The sequence below is a fragment of the Reticulibacter mediterranei genome, assembly GCF_016587455.1.
This window is the reverse complement of sequence record NZ_BNJK01000002.1, coordinates 1,833,469-1,851,072: the sequence shown is the minus strand read 5'-3', so window position 1 is coordinate 1,851,072 and position 17,604 is coordinate 1,833,469. Positions and strand designations below refer to the sequence as shown.

Annotated in this window: 14 protein-coding genes and 1 pseudogene; 8 read left to right on the top strand and 7 right to left on the bottom strand. The window is 53.5% G+C overall.

Annotation, left to right across the window (positions count from 1 at the left end; translation table 11 throughout):
* Positions 1–44 precede the first annotated feature (44 nt).
* Positions 45–668, bottom strand: a complete 624-nt coding sequence (locus tag K3T83_RS46585) for a TetR/AcrR family transcriptional regulator (protein ID WP_220209979.1) — start codon at positions 666–668, stop codon at positions 45–47.
* Between the two features lie 193 nt (positions 669–861).
* Between K3T83_RS46585 and K3T83_RS46580 the strand changes: the two genes are divergently transcribed.
* Together K3T83_RS46580 and K3T83_RS46575 are read left to right on the top strand one after the other, a co-directional pair.
* Positions 862–2,535, top strand: coding sequence for a GMC oxidoreductase (locus K3T83_RS46580; RefSeq protein WP_220209978.1), 1,674 nt, complete (start codon positions 862–864; stop codon positions 2,533–2,535).
* The gene (locus K3T83_RS46575; protein WP_220209977.1) at positions 2,532–3,176 is read left to right on the top strand and encodes a hypothetical protein; all 645 of its coding nucleotides are present in this window, start codon (positions 2,532–2,534) and stop codon (positions 3,174–3,176) included. Before K3T83_RS46580 ends, K3T83_RS46575 begins: the two co-directional genes overlap by 4 nt.
* 255 nt (positions 3,177–3,431) lie before the next feature.
* On the opposite strand, the pseudogene K3T83_RS46570 reads toward K3T83_RS46575, so the two are convergent.
* From K3T83_RS46570 to K3T83_RS46550, 5 genes and pseudogenes are all read right to left on the bottom strand, one after another.
* A pseudogene (locus K3T83_RS46570) lies at positions 3,432–4,177 on the bottom strand (aminoglycoside phosphotransferase family protein).
* Between the two features lie 276 nt (positions 4,178–4,453).
* The gene (locus K3T83_RS46565) at positions 4,454–6,016 is read right to left on the bottom strand and encodes an MFS transporter (RefSeq protein WP_220209975.1); all 1,563 of its coding nucleotides are present in this window, start codon (positions 6,014–6,016) and stop codon (positions 4,454–4,456) included.
* 283 nt (positions 6,017–6,299) lie between these two features.
* Positions 6,300–6,761: an SRPBCC family protein gene (locus K3T83_RS46560; protein WP_220209974.1), complete on the bottom strand. Its 462-nt coding sequence runs from the start codon at positions 6,759–6,761 to the stop codon at positions 6,300–6,302.
* The gene (locus K3T83_RS46555) at positions 6,761–7,111 is read right to left on the bottom strand and encodes an ArsR/SmtB family transcription factor (protein ID WP_220209973.1); all 351 of its coding nucleotides are present in this window, start codon (positions 7,109–7,111) and stop codon (positions 6,761–6,763) included. The genes K3T83_RS46560 and K3T83_RS46555 overlap by 1 nt, the downstream gene beginning before the upstream one ends.
* A gap of 67 nt (positions 7,112–7,178) precedes the next feature.
* Complete coding sequence (locus K3T83_RS46550) at positions 7,179–7,892, bottom strand: TPR end-of-group domain-containing protein (protein ID WP_220209972.1); 714 nt, start codon at positions 7,890–7,892, stop codon at positions 7,179–7,181.
* Between the two features lie 330 nt (positions 7,893–8,222).
* Between K3T83_RS46550 and K3T83_RS46545 the strand changes: the two genes are divergently transcribed.
* The 5 genes from K3T83_RS46545 (at position 8,223) to K3T83_RS46525 (ending at position 13,770) form a co-directional block, all read left to right on the top strand.
* Positions 8,223–9,011 carry a phytanoyl-CoA dioxygenase family protein gene (locus tag K3T83_RS46545; RefSeq protein ID WP_220209971.1) on the top strand — a complete coding sequence of 263 codons (789 nt, stop codon included), beginning with the start codon at positions 8,223–8,225 and terminating at the stop codon, positions 9,009–9,011.
* A gap of 86 nt (positions 9,012–9,097) precedes the next feature.
* Positions 9,098–10,102, top strand: coding sequence for a LacI family DNA-binding transcriptional regulator (locus K3T83_RS46540; RefSeq protein WP_220209970.1), 1,005 nt, complete (start codon positions 9,098–9,100; stop codon positions 10,100–10,102).
* A 348-nt stretch (positions 10,103–10,450) separates the two neighbouring features.
* The gene (locus K3T83_RS46535) at positions 10,451–11,485 is read left to right on the top strand and encodes an alcohol dehydrogenase catalytic domain-containing protein (RefSeq protein ID WP_220209969.1); all 1,035 of its coding nucleotides are present in this window, start codon (positions 10,451–10,453) and stop codon (positions 11,483–11,485) included.
* The gene (locus tag K3T83_RS46530; RefSeq protein ID WP_220209968.1) at positions 11,482–12,468 is read left to right on the top strand and encodes a Gfo/Idh/MocA family protein; all 987 of its coding nucleotides are present in this window, start codon (positions 11,482–11,484) and stop codon (positions 12,466–12,468) included. Before K3T83_RS46535 ends, K3T83_RS46530 begins: the two co-directional genes overlap by 4 nt.
* 228 nt (positions 12,469–12,696) lie before the next feature.
* Positions 12,697–13,770 (top strand): glycoside hydrolase family 71/99 protein, encoded by a 1,074-nt coding sequence (locus K3T83_RS46525; RefSeq protein WP_220209967.1) that lies wholly within the window; start codon positions 12,697–12,699, stop codon positions 13,768–13,770.
* Between the two features lie 273 nt (positions 13,771–14,043).
* Here K3T83_RS46525 and K3T83_RS46520 read toward each other — a convergent pair whose 3' ends face one another.
* On the bottom strand, positions 14,044–15,786 hold the full coding sequence (locus K3T83_RS46520; RefSeq protein WP_220209966.1) for an NACHT domain-containing protein: 1,743 nt from the start codon (positions 15,784–15,786) through the stop codon (positions 14,044–14,046).
* Positions 15,787–16,344: 558 nt separating this feature from the next.
* Between K3T83_RS46520 and K3T83_RS46515 the strand changes: the two genes are divergently transcribed.
* Positions 16,345–17,373 (top strand): uroporphyrinogen decarboxylase family protein, encoded by a 1,029-nt coding sequence (locus K3T83_RS46515; protein WP_220209965.1) that lies wholly within the window; start codon positions 16,345–16,347, stop codon positions 17,371–17,373.
* The last annotated feature ends 231 nt before the right edge of the window (positions 17,374–17,604 follow it).

The window sequence follows — 17,604 nt, the reverse complement described above, 5'->3', positions numbered from 1 at the left end:
TTTCCATGCAGTTGGCAGCACTTCTTTTCTATTTTGCATCTTATTTACGGCTCGTGTTGTGGCGCAAAATAGCGAAGCATGAGCGCCTTCGCCTCGCCGATGATGGCGGTCCGCCGCAGCTCGTCGGCGCGCAAAATGAGCGGCAGCAAGGCGAGAAAGACGCGGTAGGCAACGAGGGTCTGCACCTCCCGCTGCTCCGGGGTACTTCCCGGAGCGAGTATCTGTATCACGCGGTCCAACGCAGCCGTTATGCCATGACGCTGCTCTTGCAAGATCTGGTTCAGTTCAGGAGAGAGCGTTGACGCATGCAACAGCGCGAAATACCCTGGATTGGCGCAGTTGAAGTCGATGATGTTGTCAATGAAGGTGTCGAGAAAGCGCGGAAACGGTAACGCCACTACTTCCGGTGCAAGAATGGTGTACTCGTACAGATGTTGCAGCCGCTCAACCGCCTGGGCAGCAAAAGCCTGAGCTATCGCCTCCTTGTTGGGGAAAAATTGATAGAGTGAGCCTGCTGAAACGTCGGCTCGTTGTGCGATCATATTGGCAGTTGCACGATCATAACCATATTCCATAAATATCTCTCCCGCCGCATGCAGGATATCCTCGACACGACGCAACCCTCGCGTCTGGCGGCGCGCCTGTCGTCGCTCACGATTAATACTCATAACCATCTCTCCACTTGAAAATACAAGAGCTTCATCGTATACTATTTCTATATTTACGAGGAAGGACTCGTAAATAGTATAGCAAAGATGCTATTCTTTGACCAGGACAAGTCTCAGCGCTCGCTCTGATATGCGTAAAGGAAAAGAAACTATTTCTGCATATGACCATAACAGGAAAGAGTGGAACTAATTTATGGAGGAAACTCATTTCGATGCCGTCATTGTCGGATCGGGCTTTGGCGGCTCAGTAGTTGCGTGTCGGCTAGCGGAGGCTGGTTTACGGGTCTGCCTGCTTGAACGCGGGAAAGCGTACTCGCCAGGAACGTTTCCACGCAGCCCCACACGCATGAAGAAGAACTTCTGGGACCCCGAAGAGCGTTTATATGGCCTCTATCAGGTATTTTCCTTTCCCAACGTCATCTCGCTCATTTCAAGTGGGCTGGGAGGTGGTTCTCTCATCTATGCCAACGTTATGGTGCGTAAAGACGAGCGCTGGTTTGTTCGAGAAAACGAGGGGCAGGAGGGATATGAATACTGGCCGGTGACGCGTGCCGATCTTGACCCATACTATGATCGAGCAGAGCAAATGCTCAAGGTGCAGCGCTATCCGTTTGAGCAGCCTCCCTACAATCAAACGGCGAAAACACGTACGATGCAAATGGTGGCGAACCAGTTGGATCTAGAATGGCAACTGCCCAATCTCGCCGTCACCTTTCACAACGAGGGCGAGCCACCTGTTCCTGGCGAGCCGATCCGTGAAGACACACCTAATTTGCACCACCGCACGCGCTCAACCTGTCGTCTCTGCGGAGAATGCGATATCGGGTGTAACTATGGTAGTAAAAACAGTCTGGATTACACCTACCTCTCGGCGGCACAGCGCTCTTCCGCTGAAATTCGGACGTTATGCGAGGTGTATGCGTTCGCGCCTGGGGAGAATGGCTATACGATCCAGTATAGACAATATCATCCAGATAGCGAGGAGCCGCGCCTGAAAACGATAACAGCAACCAGGCTCATTCTGTCGGCTGGGACATTTGGCTCGACCTCGCTGTTGTTACAGAACCAGCAGGCGTTTCCGGGTCTGAGTCCCCAGTTGGGCACACGTTTTTGCGGCAATGGGGATCATATCGCCGTCGCGCTTGAGTGCAAAGAGGAACGGGATGGGCACCTCCAGCCACGCCTCATCGAGGCCAGTCGCGGACCAGTGATTACCAGCCTGATCCGCATTGCGGACGAGCTAGACGGCGGCGAGGGGCGCGGCTTCTATATCGAAGATGCAGGCTACCCCGAGTTTCTCAACTGGCTGATCCAACTCCTTGATATTCCTGCTGAATTGCATTCAGCTGGCTATCTGACGAAATACTTCTTGAGCAGCTTCCTTCCCAGACATACACGGGTCAACTTCAGCCATGATCTGGCCAATCTGTTTGGAGAGAGCGAGTTCTCCTCTAGCATATTACCCCTGCTGGGTATGGGGCGAGAAAAGGCTCATGGACGCCTACTGCTCCGCGATGGCAACCTGGAATTAGACTGGCAGAAACAACCCTCCAATCCCTTCTACAAAAAGATGAGAGAGAAGATGCTAGCAATCTCCGACGAGCTGGGAGCAAGGTATATGGAAAACCTCATCTGGTATTTCGGCAGGACAATTACGGTCCATCCATTAGGAGGCTGTCCGATGGGACGCTATGCCGGGGAAGGCGTGGTCAATGATCGGGGAGAAGTCTTTGGCTACCCGGGTCTCTACGTTGCCGATGGCTCTATTCTCCCAGGCTCCGTTGGCCCCAATCCCAGCTTGACGATTACCGCGCTGGCCGAACGCATCGCGGAAGGTATTGTCGAGCAACAGAAAGGTCGCCCATGATAAATGAGTCTATCACAACCCTTTCCTCGCTCTCATTTACGGAGACAATGAAAGGGGTCGTCACCTTTAACGAACAGGATGGAGAGCTGAACGTTACGCTTCTGCTCCATCTCACCGTCTACATCCATGACATTGAGCGTTTCCGCCACACACCCTCTCATCATGCGAACATTGAGGGGTATCTGGAGTGTCCGGCGCTTGGAGGAAGGCGCAAGATAGACAAAGGTATGCTCTATTATTTCCGTGACGAGGAAAGCTCTCGCAATACCCGCATGTGGTATCACCTCTTTTTTTCTGACGCCTCTGGCAGCAAACGTTCTCTGATCGGTTTCAAAGAGATGCCCGGCAAGATGGGGCTGAACGTCTGGCGGGCAACCACTACGCTGTTCGTCTCCCTGCACCAAAGCGAGGAGGGCAACATAGAGGAGGGCAACATAACAGAAGAACCAGGACAGACGATGGCGACTGGGACCATTTCGCTGCATTTCCTCGACTTCCTGCGCCAGCTCACTTCATTTCGCATAAAAAGGGCGATGACGCTCTGGATCTTTCTGCTCTTTTTCTTGCGCGAACTGGGGCGGGCGTATAGTGGTGCATCCGGTAAATGTTCCGGGGAGAGAGAAGGTTCTCCCCATCCGTAGCGACAAGGAGAGGTGGGGAGAGGCTGTGGGGGCCTTGCGCTTGTTGCTGTTGAGGTCACACGCGGGAACCGGGAAACAGACAAACGATGTGGCGAGGGCGACAAGCGCAAGGCCCCCACAGCCTCTCTGCCCAGAGCTATTCCCCTTTCAATTGCCGGATGCACCACCACTTATGAATTTTAACCAGAGAACCCGGTAATCCCCTCCAGTTGTTAAATTTCATGAACTTAGCAACGAACCCTCACCCTTGCTACTCTATATCATCAGCCAGTTCACGATAGCTTCGCATCTGACAGGATCATAGGTCAGGCCAATCGAGAGTGCCCATAACCAGTAGTCCACGCAGCGAACAAGTGTCCAGGAGCGAGCCAGAGTCGGATCACATGCAGCGGCCTCGACCAACAGGGGGAAATAGCGGTCCAGGCCACCTTCCGCTTCAATGTCTTCCAGACGCGTCCACAGCAGTTGCGCAATCCCAAATTCCAGATCGCCAGTGACCACCTTTGGATCCACAACAAGCCAGGACTCCCGCTCCCCTTGAGCACATCTGCATAGTGCAGGTCGTAGTTGACCAGCAGGTTTGCGCCCTCTGTTCCCAACTGCGCGGCGAGTTCGCATGCCTGTTCCATCCACCGCTTCGGTATCGGGCGGCCAGCCTGCTCCCAACGCTCGGATAGCGTGCTGCAAATGTTCTGCGCAACGCTCCTGAGCGAACGAAAGCCAGAGGGGGCCGGGATAGCAAGGCGGCGAAGCAAACGGCCCGCGACCTCGACCGCCTCCGCAATCCCAACATCGCAGAGCGAGCGTCGATGATCCAGCCGCTCCAACAACATTGCTCCCCACTCTGGCAGGTGGTCGAGCAAGCGCGCCGCACCCTGTCCATTCCAGGCAGAGAGAGCCAGCGCCTCGTGAATGGTGGATTCATCGGCCCAGGATACTTTCAGGACGCAAGGCTCCTCAAAGAGGCGAACAGGGATGACAAGGCCGAGATATCCATGCATGACAGGGCCATCAATCGTCAAATTCCAATGCTGGCAAAGCTTCTCAACCAGGGCTGGAAGTGCCTGAATCCACTCGCGGCCAACATCCCCTTCTCTCATCACAGTCGCGGAGGCAAAATCGGCAGGAACAGTAATCATCGCCTTTCTTTCTTTACAAAGAGTTCTATGACATAGGTTGACACACCGAATGAGCCGGTGCCCTATTGGTGATAGTTAATCTTCTCTCTTCCGAAAAGTATACTTTATTGAAGCACAACCAGCGAATTTTTGTCACGATCAAACGCTCTGTTCCTCGGCCATTGCAGGCATATTTTTGAGCATCACCACGATCACCACTGCAACGATAGCAAGCACACCTGCGCTCAACAGGGCGACCGCATGATATTCCTGCACAAACGCGTTTCTGGCAATCAAGAGGAGGTCGCTGCCAGATTTGCCGGGAAGATGCTCAGCCGTTGCCACCGCAGTTGCTAACGACTCTCGCACAGAGCGCATAGCATCGACAGACAGTTCGTGAGGGAGTATGGAGGTTTGCAGGCGATAGACCAGCGCGCCGATACTGCCGACCACTGCCACGCCAAGTGCAAAACCGAACTCATTCCCCGTTTGTGAAATGGCAGCCGCCGCACCCGCCTTTTCTGGTGCAACAGACCCGATCACGATACCAGTTCCAAGCGTCGTGAGAGGTCCAGCTCCAAGATTGAAGAGCGCAAAACCAATAATCAGCAAGGCGAGGCTCCCATTCACGCTCGTCAGGCACAGTATCAATAAGCCCGCGATGGAACAGACAAGGCCCAATGCGATGAGATAGGCCGGTCGCATCACGCGCGCAAGAGAGGGCGATCCCAGAAAGCCAACAACAGAGACCAGCATTATCGGAACCATCCAGAGACCCGCTTGCAATGGCGAGAGGCCCGTCACTAGCTGCAAATACTGCGTCGAAAGAACCATCACACCGCCAGGAAACATGGTATTCGTCAGCATCGCCACCAGCATTATCGTGAACGCTGGCTTCTTAAAAAGAGTCACATCCAATAGTGGATCGGTCAACCCGCGCTGTTGACGCACAAACACAATGCTCATCATAATACCGACAAGCAGCGCGACGATCGGGAACAGTTGCCAGCCATGAGCCGCGATCTCCTTCATGCCATAAATCAACGGCAGAATCGCCGTCAGCGACAGGAACACACTGGGAAAATGCAGTTGGGCAGCATCCGGGTTCTTATATTCTGGCAAGAGCTTTCTGCCAAGCAGCAGTCCAATCGCCATTGGCGGCACGCCCACGAGAAAGACCGATCCCCACCAGAAATGCTCCAATAGCACGCCACCAACAAGCGGCCCCACAATCGATCCGCTGATCAAACAACTCAGCCAGATGCTAATCGCGCGTGCATTCTCCTTCGGGTCAGCAAACATATGCCGAATGAGTGATAACGCTGCGGGAGCAATCATGGCGCCGGCCACGCCCAACAGTGCCCGCGTGAAGATCAACATCTCGATACTTTGCGCAAAGGCGACCAGCAGTGATATCGCCCCAAAGGCCGCGCTCCCTATTAGCAATACTTTCCGCCGACCAATATGATCGCCCAGAGTTCCCATCGTGATCAGAAAGCCCGCCAGCAAAAAGCCATACATATCAGTGACCCAGAGAATCTGCGTCCCGCTCGCGTGAAAGTCCTGGCCTATTCTGGGAAGCGCCAGCAGCAGGACAAATCCATCCATCGCCACCACCAGCGAAATGATCCCGACGACCACAAGCCCGAGCCACTCCTTCACAGTCGCTTTCTCCGGCGATTTGATCTGATTAGCCTCTCCAGCCTCGTTCTGTTCTATCACAATTTTCTCCTTCTCATATAGAATATTATTCCTATATGTCGTAGTCGAGCGATTTATCGCGGGGAGGATTACACAACAAGATTCCCCGCGATAAATCGCTCGACTACGGACGGTTTGTTTATTTACATCTCATCATCGTGCAATTACGATATGAGAATACGTATGCAGCTCTATTCGCCCTATCAAGAGCACAACTATACATCCAGACATGATCTCGTCAATCTGTCAGGTCAAAGTGTAAATGAATAGGATAATCGCACAGACTGATTATCTACTGGGGCGGCTATGAGTGTGTCTCGGCAGGGATAGCACCACTCTGGAGGGCTTCGTCCAGGGCATCTAGCAGTTGCCTGGTTCCATGCTCACGCAATTCCGGGTTGTCCAGCCCGTCGAGATAGGCCCCCTGCTCCGTGTAGATCAGTTGAGTACCTGTGTCGATTTTCCTAAACTCAACCGTCGCTACAGAGATCGAGATCCGCATCTCGTTGCGGTCCATCGTGTAGGTGAAGGCGATGCGCTGGCCCGGCACGATATCCTGATAACGGGCATCGTACGTGAAGATTGCCCCCGCATGCTCGCTGCTATTAAACTCCCGTCCTCCAACCCGGAAGTCAAACTCGTCGGCTTTCGGAAACCACCGGGCTTTGGCTTCAGGGTTCGCCCAGGCGGTGAAGACCCGTGCAGGCGAGGCGCTATAGGTGCGTTCGATAACAAAAGTAGAGTGCTGTATGGATCGTTCGTTCACTATGAACTCCTTTCGTCTGGTTCCTCTGGATGTTCGGCGAGATAGTCGCCAAGCAGGTCGAAGTGGTGTTCCCAACTCGCGCGTCGCTCGGTGATCCATTGCTCAGCCGTTTTCAACACAACTGGCTCAATCCGGCAGGTGCGCACCCGCCCGACCTTCTCAGACTGGACGAGGCCGCTCGCCTCCAACACTTGAAGGTGCTGCACGACGGCTGGCAGCGACATTGCAAGTGGCCGGGCGAGTTCGCTGACCGATGCTGGCCCCTGGCTCAACCGCTCTACGATGGTCCGCCGGGCCGGGTCTGCCAGCGCATGGAAGATGAGATCAAGCGAGATGTTATAGTTAAGCATATGCTTAACTATAACGGATGGTGGGGGGATCTGTCAAGTATCTGAGGGCTGAATTTTGCACGTTTGTTCAAATTGATTGATCGCGCAAGGCAGCCAGATCTGGATCACGCTTTAGCTGTTCTTCGAAATGAGGCGAGAGTGTCACTGCTTCCTGCAAGAGTTGGACAGCTTTCCCTGGCTGGTTTTGTTGCGCGTAAAAGCAGGCCAGATTATAGAGGAAACTCCCTTTCGCCCATCCTGGCACTTCGGCCTGCATAATCCTGTTGACGCACCGTTCGCGAATCTCAATCGCCCGCGTGAGGTCGTTCCGGTCGGAATAGTACTGTGCGAGATGCTCCTGATCATGTTCGTAGCAGTTACCCAGGAAGGCAGCATACAGTGGCCACTCCCCGGAAATCCAGGCGAAGCGGCCAGGAACCGTCAGATCTTCTTCACTAAATTGTTCAGCCAGCTTGACAAGTTCGGCATAGATCTGTTCATATTCAGAGTGAATAGCCGGCCAGGAACGAAGTTTGTGCTGCTCGAAATTCTTAGAGTTGAGCTGCTCATCGCTTTCTTCGTCCGATGATACTTCCTTATGGTGTAAAGCGGCGGTCAGTTTCAAGATAAGCTTCTGATACCAGAATGTCCGATGCGCGATGTGATCTTTGGCCGACCAGAGTTCCGGCGTTCCAATCGCTGTACGCTCGGTCTCATCTAGCCCTTGCCAAAAAACGGCTTCATCGCGATGACCCTGCTGCAAGAGGTCGAGGACGATGGTTTTAAAAGGCTGTGCAGTCATGGAAGTCTCCTTTTCCTGATTTCTCAACGACAAATGTTCTATTGAGAGTATCTCACGGAAAGCGGTCAAATCTGGCCTGAATTTAATTTCTGTCCACAACTAGTTCCTTAGATAACACTCACTCTAGCACTCGGATATGTCGCGATCTTGTACAGATAAAGCCGCAATTTCGCATTGACAGGGCTGCAATCACCGACTACTATAAAACTTATATACACGAATAGTGATATTTCTGTATATAGGCTTTCTCTACAATATATCCCCGTTTTTCCTTAACAGAACGAGGAGCGTTCAGACACGCAGGCCGTGTTGGAAAAGGAGCCACCACCAATGCTCAATCCCGTTGTAGCGCCCGGACCCCTGACAGATCTCGATTGCTTCATTTTTGAATCGTGGGGGTACTTCGTGATCCCCAATGTGCTCTCGCAAGACGAAGTAGCGGCCTGTCTCGCGGCGTCACAGCGCATTCACGAGGCGGCAGGCACAAAAGGGTGGGGACAGGTTGGTCGTTCGTATGAAAGCGAGCCAGATCTGGAAAGGCTGATTGATCATCCCGCTGTCTTACCCAAAATTCGCGGACTCTATGGAGATCGTTTTATTTTGCAGTCTGGCTGGAATACGATGCAGCCCGCACATGGCGGCATGGGCGGATGGCATCAGGACGGGTCGGGCGCGTTCGACTTCAAAAAGCTGGGCTATCCCATCCCGTTGCTACAACTGCGCGCCTCCTACTTACTGACCGATCAGAGTCAGCCACGCATGGGCAATATGGAGATGATCCCTGGCAGCCACCGCACGCCAGTTCCATTACCCGCCGATATTCGCAAAGAGAAGGGCGATGTGTCTATCGGGCACGTGATCTGCGCGCCTGCTGGCTCCGTGCTGGTCTTCCATAATGCGGTCTGGCATCGCACCTATGCCCATGATGGTGACTACGACCGGTACACTATGCACCTGATCTATAGTCCGCCCTGGTTGGAACCCTCCGATCGACTGCAAAATTCCCAGGAGTTTTTACAACGCACAACACCCCTGCGTCGCGCTCTGATGGGCGAGTTCAGCAGGCCGGATGCTCCCTATGGCGCAGGCTACGAAGCCCCGCCATTCGATGACAACTAATTGCGCCCTTGACTTTCGCCCTGGTTTGTCGGTATACTTTCTTCATAGGGAAACGTTTCCACATGGAGATGAACGCAGGCTAACCGATGACCACCATTAAAGATATCGCACAGGCAGCAGGAGTTGGGGTAGGAACGGTATCACGCGTCTTGAACGGGACGGGCTATGTGAGTGAAGAAACGCGGCAGAGAGTGTGGGAAGCCGTTGAGCGCTTTCACTACGTCCCCAACGGCGCTGCCCGAACGCTGGTGACGAAACGGAGCATGGCGATTGGCGTCGTCTTGCACGATTTGACGAACCCGTTTGTCCCTACACTGGCACGTGGGATCGAAGATGAGGCGAGGCGGCATGGCTATACCATCATGGTGCTTGACACCGACTGGCAGCCAGAGAACGAACTGCAAACCGTCACGATTTTACGCCAGCAAGCGGTCGATGGGGTGATTCTGGTTTCGCCTGCGCATGGAGAACTCTTAGCTGGCAAATTTCAGGATGTGAATCTTCCGGTCATTGTGGTCGATCACGGCGATGCATCGGGCAGGTCGCATATTACTGTCGATCACTATCATGGGGCCAGGAAAGCGCTTGAGTGGGCCAGACAGCAGGGGCATAGCGCTATCGGATTTCTGGCTGGTCCGCGCAGTCTGCGTTTCGCCGATTTGCGCCTGCGTGCCTATCTCGACAATATCGGCCAGACGGATCTCCCGCTGGAAGAGGTGGATCAGCACGAGGAACTGCCGATTGCGCGCGCAGATTTCCTCTTCGAGCAGGGCCGTCTCGCCGCCGAAACATTACTGCGCACACATCCCGAAGTAACCTGTCTGTTTGCAGCCAACGACCTTTCTGCGCTGGGAGCCTTACGCTATCTGGCTCAGCAGGGCATTGCTGTACCCGGACAAGTGGCGGTAATTGGTTTTGACGACATCTTTGTCTCGTCGCTCGTGCATCCAACGCTGACCACCATTCGCCAACCAACATACGATATTGGAGTCGAAGCGGCGCGCCAGCTCTTGCAGCGTCTCCGCCATCCAGATCAGCCAATAGAACAACGCGTCTTTGACCTGACGCTCGTTGTTCGCGAATCCTGTTAAGCGGATGAGAGAGATGAAACTATTTCTTTTTCATCTTCATGTCGTATTTACGTGATTATAAAATTTTTCCTTCAAAAGCGGTAATATATTTCGTAGTGGAGCGATTGATCGCGTTGGCGGAGCCGCTCCACACGCCGCGCCAACGCGATCAATCGCTCCACTACGAAATATGGCGAAAATCATCGGCAGGAGAGGAGGAACGTTTGTCCTGTCGTGAGAATGCCCTTTGCGTGTTCCTCACCCACGTAGCGACGATCCCTTGTGGTTGTCGCGTTGCACCCGTTTTATGTGTATTGCCTGCGACAATCCCTTGTGGTTGTCGCTACGGTTCCTGAAAGGATGGATAATATGGCACAACAGGTGTTGCCGCAAAGTATGCGTGTTCCGAGGTTTGCTGGCAATGGCAAGATCGATTTCGTCGAAAAAGCGGTTCCTACGCCAGGGACGGGACAATTGTTGATAGAGGTGAAGGCGAATGCAATCTGCGGCACGGATCGCGAGCAGTTCTATCATGGTTCTCAGGTGACGCCGGGACATGAAGCGACCGGCATTGTCGCCGCTGCTGGACCCGACACACATATTGCGCTTGGCACTCCGGGCGTGATCTTCTTGATGGATTATTGCGGGCAGTGCCGTTCCTGTTCTCAAGGCTTCACGAACCAATGTCTGCACAAACGCGGCGATATGGGCTTCAACAAAGACGGCGGCTATGGCTCGTACGAATTGGTGAATGAAAATATCTTCTTCCCGATCGCTGACGACGTTCCCCTCACCGATGCAACGCTTTTGCTGGACATCATGGGGACGGGCGGGCATGTCATCAAACGAAGCAAGCTGGTCCATCCTGATATCACATCCCTCGTGGTCACAGGGGCCGGTCCTATCGGGCTGGCGGTACTGGCGATGGCAAAGCTGGTGTTGGGCGAGGACATTCCCGTGTTGATCTCTGATGTCAGCGAGTATCGTCTGCAACTGGCAGAGCAGTTAGGTGGCCGACCGATCCGGCTCAAGGAGACGACGTTGCGAGAGGGGGCGCGCAAACATGGGCTGACGACGGTTGATCTGGCCGTTGATTCGAGCGGCAAGGGCGCGGCACGCCAGGATGCGCTCCAACTGCTCGCTCAGCGTGGTGTGCTGGTCTGCGTTGGTCATGGGGAAGACCTGCATCTTCAGGTGTCCGCCGATCTGATCTCCACTGAGCGTGCAGTGCTGGGTAGCGAATACTTCGGTTATCGCGAGATCGCCAACAACCTGGAACTGTTGCGCCAGCATCGCGCCTATCTGCGTCAGATTATCACCCACACCTATCATGTGAGCGAGATCGCGCAGGGGTTTGATCTGTTCTTCCAGGGCAAGACGGGCAAGGTGGTGATCGAACAATGAGCGAGCAGAAGTCAATCAAAGTTGCCCTTATCGGCGCCGGAGGCTGGGGACTGCAACACGCCCGGATCTTCTCGGCTCGCCCAGACATCGATTTTTGCGCCATTGTTGGGCGAACGGAGGAAAAGACGAGGCGACGCGCCGAAGAGTTCAGGGTCCGCGCCTATCAGGATATCGATCAGATGCTCGCAAAGGAGCAGCCCGATCTCGTGAGCCTGTGCCTGCCCAATCAAGGGCACTTTCAGGCGACGCTGCGTGTAATCGAAGCTGGTTTCCCGCTGCTGGTAGAGAAACCGCTGGTCTTTGATCTGCGCGAGGCGGACACGCTGCTTAATGAGGCGGCCAAGCGCTCGCTCTTTTTCGCCATCAACTTCAACCATCGCTATGCACGCCCGGTCCAACTGGCACATCAGGCCATCGAGAGCGGTCGAGTTGGTGATCTCACGTTCGCAACCTGGCGCTTTGGCGGCGAGGGCAGCAGCGATCATCCCCACGCGAACCTGATCGAAACGCAGTGTCACGGCTTCGATATGCTCGAATGGCTCTGCGGCCCCATTGATTCGGTGATGGCCCAGATGACCGACAAGACCGGAAGCGGCTATCGAACGCTGGTGTTGGCCCTGCACTTTGCCAGTGGTGCGGTAGGCAGCCTGGTTGGTTCCTACGATACATCCTACGCCTACTCGGACACGCATCTTGTTGAGGTGAACGGTAGCTCCGGGCGCGTCCTGATCGAAGATACGGTCCGGCGCTACAGCTTCCAGCAAGCCGGGAACGAGACGGGCGAAACCTGGCAGGCGGGCTACTTTAACGATCTGGACCGCGAGTTTCACCGCACCTTTGACCGACACATGGATGCTCTGTTCGCAGCATTCAGAGAGGGCAAAGAGCCGCCAATCCACGCCCAGGCCGGGCGAAGAGCACTGCTCCTCGCGCAAGCTGCCATCCAATCATTTGAGACCGGGAAGCGCGTGACGGTGGAATAAGGGGAGCGCTCCCTGAATATGGGAGGGGTGATAGCCGCCTGGGAAGCCGGGCGAGGACCAGCCATCGCCCCTGCCATATTCGATCTCAATCCGGAGAATTTCCCGGATATACCAACAAAATATTTAAATAAATAAAACGTATATTTTTGAAAGAGAAGGGTATACTTTTTATAAGAGTACTCAAAAGCGATGATGCTCTTTGATGTGATGACAGAGAAGAAAGACTCAATGATGTATACTCCCCCTTTCAGACGCATTCTGATACTCACAGCCTGTGCTGTGATGGTGCTTGCCGATGTGATGTTCATCGCAACTGGTATAACTCATGCCGCTCTACGTCGACCTGAATACCGTATGTCTACACAGGCGGAAAGGGCATCAGCAATGGCGAAACCACCACTTGCTCCTGAGCGCCCGGTACTGGCCTTCTACTATATGTGGTATCACCAGTCCGATTGGTCCCTCTCTAGAATGCCGGACCTGCCAACCATTCGATACAATTCCAGCGACGAAGCCACCATTGATCGGCAGATCACATGGGCTGCTAACGCTGGCATTACAGGTTTCATTAGCTCCTGGTGGGGACCAGGTGATCCGACCGACCAGAACTTTATGAAACTGCTGGCACATTCGGCAAAACTGGAGAAGAGAGCGCATCAACATTTTGCCTCAACGGTCTATTTCGAGTGTGATTCACCTCGTTTGACAAGTCCCGGCAGCATTATTCGCGGTTTACGTTATCTCAGCCGCCATGCGAGCAACAATCCACATTTCTTCCACTGGCAAGGCAAGCCCGTCTTCTTTTTCTGGAAGCCACTCGACCAGGGGCGCACGCTGGCTCAGTGGGCCGCCATTCGTCAGGCGATCGATCCTCAACATCGGATGATCTGGTCGGCAGAAGGGGTCGATATGAACTTACTGAACGTATTTGATGGCATCCACCTGTTCAGCGCGGGGTACTGGGGTCTCGTCCACAACAATATGCCCGCTGTCGATAAGGGCTTTCATGATCGCATCGCGGCCTATAATCTCATGCATCATACCCAAAAGATCTGGGCCGCAGGGGTCGAACCAGGTTATGATGATACTCGTCTTAAACGCCGTTTTAGCTACCAGATCCCTCGTCGGAATGGCGCTCTTTACGCGACGAGTTGGACGGCAGCAATGGCAAGCCAGCCAGAATGGATTACCATCACGACCTTTAACGAGTGGTTTGAGGGTGCAATGATCGAGCCAAGCATCACATACGGCAATCAGTACCTCATCCTGACCCAACGATTTATACGCCAGTGGCGGAGATAAAGTTCCCCTCCACCTGTGAAGTGACAACGGTTGTTGGACCACACGCAACGATAACGGGAGGAGGAGAACTTTCTCCTCTCCCCACCTTATATCTTCACTATCCGCACAAACTTCACAAATTTCCATTTAAACATCAAAATGTGCATTTTTTCGCGTTTGCTGGCAGTCCAAAACTGCTCATACGTGTTGTAGGTTATATGCTTTCGTTTTAACAGCGGTGTAAATTGACGGAGAGCATCAATATTCCACATAAAATCACTACGTACAGGATAGTCATTCAGCAGGAGGTAAAGATAAGGAAGTATATTTTTCTTTCTGTTCTAATGTAATTAAAGCTATAGTTATAAATTGTCGCAAATATCTACTATTTCGTTTATCCTTCAGCACTACTAGCAAGTCCGGCATCACCGTCTTTTCCCCCAACTTCCCTAACGCTTCCGCTATAGACTGGCGGACTTCGCTGTCATTTCGTTTGTCTTTGAGTACCACCAACAATTCAGGAGCTATTGTCTTCTCTCCCAGTTCCCCTAATGCTCTGGCTATAGCTTGGCGAACCTCTCTATCTTCTCGCTTGTCTTTGAGTAGTGCCAACAAGTCTGGCACCACCGACTTCTCCCTCAGTTCCCCTAATGCTTGTGCAAAAGACCGGCGGACTTCTCCGTCATTTTGTTTGTCTTTAATCAAAAGCAGTATTTTTTCTTTGACATCACTATCCCCAAGCTCCAGCAACGTTCTAACTATTTGCTTACACAACACATAAGGGGAATCATTCCTCATTAACAAAGCAAACAACCGACCAATAATCTCGTCTCGCAACTCTCTCTGTACCAATCGGGGCTTTGTGGTGAGACATTGACCCGCCCAGAGTAGAAAGGTGTGGAAGATGTCTTCCCAGGGCCAGTCTTGCTTTTCTCGCTTGAGCAGGGAGCGTAAGAGTGGGCTGGCGTCGGAGACGGAACCGGCATAGAGCAACATGACCTCTTCCCACCAGGGATCGCCGCAATGCTTGAGCAGTTCGTCTAGCCCGTCTGCTCCTCTGCCGACGAGATGTTGGGCGACGAGATATTCTTGCAGGGTGAGATGCAGGAAGCCGTGCCAGCCTCGCGCCTGCTCTTTCAACAGGCCGTTCTCCTCCTCTATCTCGTTGAGGATGGCTCGCTTCTCTTCTGCTAAATGGTCCACAGTGGGGAGAAAGTCGGCGATGACCTGGAGCAGTTCGTCTTCGGGAAAGTAACGTTTCCCCTGTCGATGAAAGTGCCACGCGATCTCAATCAATAGTTGCTGCTTATGCTCAATCTTAAATTTGCGACGGCGACGGATATCGCGGCTGGTATCCCAGCGATAGAGCAACGTATCAATACAATCCTTATAGATACTCGACCGCTTCACCGGCAAATCCTGGTGCGACTCATAGACCATGACTATCAGACACAACAGCAACGGATTAGCTGCCAGGGATTGGATGCGCGTGTTTTGTGCAAGCTGCGCCTTTAGCTCGCTGGCCGTCGCATATTTCGATGGCGCTGGATGGTATGTAAACCAGTTGTCAACGAACTCGTTAATCTCTTCGGGGCGAAATTCCAGCACTTCCAGTTCCGTAAAACCGCTTATATGCGCGTTGCGATAATATCCGGCTTTGCGCGCGGTAATCACGATGGAAATCTCGCGGTAGCGGGTTGCCACGCGTTGAATCGCTTCGAGAACATGACTATAAGATGATCTCGCCATCTCATCGGTTCCCCCTGCGACCGCTTCATCCAATGCATCCAGAAGTAGCAATGCATTCCCGCTAGCAAGATGGCTCTCCATGTGAGCACGCGCCTCCTCCTCTGGAAAACCATACCACTCGTCCCAGCGCTCGGCTGCGAACCCGATCAGGTCTTGATTTGAAGAAGTGGCGAAATCGCTACAGGCTGGCATCAGATAAGGGAGAAGCAGGTGGCGTTGGCGTTGGGGATGCAACAAAAGCTGTCCATATTGGTAGAGGAAAATAGACAGACAGGAGGTGATTTCCAATCCAGAATAATCCTGTAAATAGTGATAGGGTTGCTGTTTGAAAAGATAGAAATTGCATCTGTAACCCCCACCAGCATACTCAATTTATAAGTGCAATAGTACCACATCTTCTCGCATCTTTACATGAGGAAAATAGTTCTAAAGGAGAAGACGTATCTGCCTGTCGATTTTAAAATGCACGACGTAGCAGAGAACATCGAGCAGGGCTTTCCAATTCTCCCATCTTGCGGGAGTGCAGAGGGCTGCCGCCCTCTGCCGGGGTGCGGGGTGTCCCCGCAAAAACCTTTTTTCTTCTCTTTTGCGCGCCGCCTGCGGCGGCGCGCGAAGGAGGGAAGGAAACTGGGGACACCCCAGACCCCGGCAGGGAGACCCTGCACCCCTTTGAGCGGAGAACTGGAAAGCCCTGGAACATCGAGCCTGTTCCTTGACACGCTCGCTTCATATTCTCTATACTGCTTTTTATAAAGCAGGCGGACAGAAGTTCGCTCTACGGACAAGCTGCCGCGTGGGAACCGATGAAGAGTGGAACATACCAGGGCCAATGAAGGAGAAAAGAGCGTGACTGACAGGCTTTTGACGACGGTTGTGGGAAGCTATCCTCAACCAGACTGGTTGGTAGATCGCAAGAACTTACAGAGTCGATTGCCACCTCGCATCCGAGCGCGCGAGATCTGGCGCATCCTGGAGCCTCTGCTGCAACAGGCACAGGATGACGCAACTCTTCTCGCTATTCGTGACATGGAGCGTGCAGGGATTGACATTATTTCTGATGGGGAGATACGACGCGAGAGCTACTCCAACCGCTTCGCAACAGCACTGGAGGGGATGGACCTTGATAATCCCGGGGTCGCCATCGATCGCACAGGGCACCCCAACCCGGTCCCGCGAGTCGTCGGCCCCATCCGTCGCAGATACCCGGTGGAAGTACGCGACGTGGAGCTGCTCCGGCGCAACACCAATCGTCGCATCAAGATCACTGTGCCTGGTCCCTTCACGATTACCCAGCAGGCGCAAAATGACTATTACCACGATCAGAAGTCCCTGGCATTGGATATCGCGGCAGCTGTCAACGAGGAGATCAAAAGTTTGCAGGCTGCCGGGGCCGACGTAGTTCAGATTGACGAACCATATCTGCAAGCGCGACCGGAGCAGGCCAGAGCATACGGCGTTGAGGTTATCAATCGAGCGCTGGAGGGGATTGAAGGCACAACGGCGCTGCATCTCTGCTTCGGGTATGCCGCGATTGTACACGACCGACCGGGCCAGTATGCCTTCCTCGCCGAGCTGAATGACTGTATCGTCAAGCAGATTGCAATTGAAACGGCGCAACCCAGACTCGACCTATCGATCCTGCGTCGCTTCCCCGAAAAAACTATGATTGTTGGCGTCCTGAATCTGGGCGATATGGAGGTCGAGACGCCGGAGATCGTCGCTGGTAGAATACGTTCAGCGTTAGAGTATATCGAGCCGGAGCGCCTGATCCTGGCCCCCGACTGTGGCATGAAATACCTCCCGCGAGAGGTCGCCTTTGGCAAGCTCTGTTCACTGGTCGAAGGCACCCGGATGGTTCGTCAAGAATTGGCATAAAGCATCACATATCATTCACGTTATTTCAGGAGGGATGGGTTAATCCCGGATTGTTTCCAGATGGCTCACGCCTTCAGCGTTTCTCCACCGCTGGGGAGTGGAGAGCAATACGGGCGGAGATCACGACAAAACCATTCGGGATGACTCATCCTTCGACTTTGTTTCGCAATCAGTTCGAGCATACGACGCGAGCCACATGTACTGAGGAAAATGTTCATCATGCTCGGTACT

Bases quoted from the DNA above. Each gene is read 5' to 3' on its own strand.
- K3T83_RS46585 (WP_220209979.1), bottom strand. From the start codon at position 668: ATGAGTATTAATCGTGAGCGACGACAGGCGCGCCGCCAGACGCGAGGG.
- K3T83_RS46555 (WP_220209973.1), bottom strand. From the start codon at position 7,111: ATGCTTAACTATAACATCTCGCTTGATCTCATCTTCCATGCGCTGGCA.
- K3T83_RS46525 (WP_220209967.1), top strand. From the start codon at position 12,697: ATGATGTATACTCCCCCTTTCAGACGCATTCTGATACTCACAGCCTGT.
- K3T83_RS46530 (WP_220209968.1), top strand. From the start codon at position 11,482: ATGAGCGAGCAGAAGTCAATCAAAGTTGCCCTTATCGGCGCCGGAGGC.
- K3T83_RS46550 (WP_220209972.1), bottom strand. From the start codon at position 7,892: ATGACTGCACAGCCTTTTAAAACCATCGTCCTCGACCTCTTGCAGCAG.
- K3T83_RS46580 (WP_220209978.1), top strand. From the start codon at position 862: ATGGAGGAAACTCATTTCGATGCCGTCATTGTCGGATCGGGCTTTGGC.
- K3T83_RS46575 (WP_220209977.1), top strand. From the start codon at position 2,532: ATGATAAATGAGTCTATCACAACCCTTTCCTCGCTCTCATTTACGGAG.
- K3T83_RS46545 (WP_220209971.1), top strand. From the start codon at position 8,223: ATGCTCAATCCCGTTGTAGCGCCCGGACCCCTGACAGATCTCGATTGC.
- K3T83_RS46535 (WP_220209969.1), top strand. From the start codon at position 10,451: ATGGCACAACAGGTGTTGCCGCAAAGTATGCGTGTTCCGAGGTTTGCT.
- K3T83_RS46540 (WP_220209970.1), top strand. From the start codon at position 9,098: ATGACCACCATTAAAGATATCGCACAGGCAGCAGGAGTTGGGGTAGGA.